The 586-nt window shown below is 60.9% G+C and carries 1 protein-coding gene; it reads right to left on the reverse strand.

Going from position 1 to position 586, the window contains the following annotated elements; all coding sequences use genetic code 11:
* Positions 1-464 (reverse strand): transposase (locus HGQ17_RS14880; protein ID WP_211090722.1); only part of this gene is annotated, 464 nt, incomplete at its 3' end.
* Positions 465-586: the final 122 nt, after the last annotated feature.

Genomic DNA, 586 nt, shown 5'->3' on the forward strand with positions numbered 1-586 from the left:
CGGGTGCGGAAGGCCTCGACCTGCTCATCGAGTTCAGAGGCCATCTGCGAGACCTGGGACTTCGACAGGCTCTCGATCCCCAGGGACCCGACGAGCTTATCCATCCGGCGGGTAGAGACCCCCAGCAAGTAGCAGGTGGCCACCACCGAGGTCAGTGCCCGCTCAGCACGTTTGTGTCGTTCCAGCAGCCACTCGGGGAAGTAGGTCCCCTGCCGCAGCTTGGGTACCGCCACATCCAAAGTGCCGGCCCGAGTGTCGAAGCCCCGGTGCCGGTAGCCGTTGCGCCGGTTCTGCCGGGCATCAGAGCTCTGCCCATATTCAGCGCCGCAGACCGCGTCAGCCTCGGCTGAGAGCAGGGTGTTGATGAACATCTGCAACAAGTCCCGGATCAGGTCAGGACTTGCCTGCAAAAGCTGTTCCTCCAACAGGCCGCGAAGGTCGATACTAGAAGGGGTGACGGTCATCGTGAAACGTCCTTTCGAGAGTGCTTTGGTAGGTTCACTCGAAGGATCACACGGTGGCCGTCACTCTGTAATAAATGACGCGCTCACCGGGGAGCCGTACACCACATTAAAGGACGCTACTG

Source organism: Nesterenkonia sedimenti (genome assembly GCF_012641515.1).
Lineage (GTDB): Bacteria > Actinomycetota > Actinomycetes > Actinomycetales > Micrococcaceae > Nesterenkonia > Nesterenkonia sedimenti.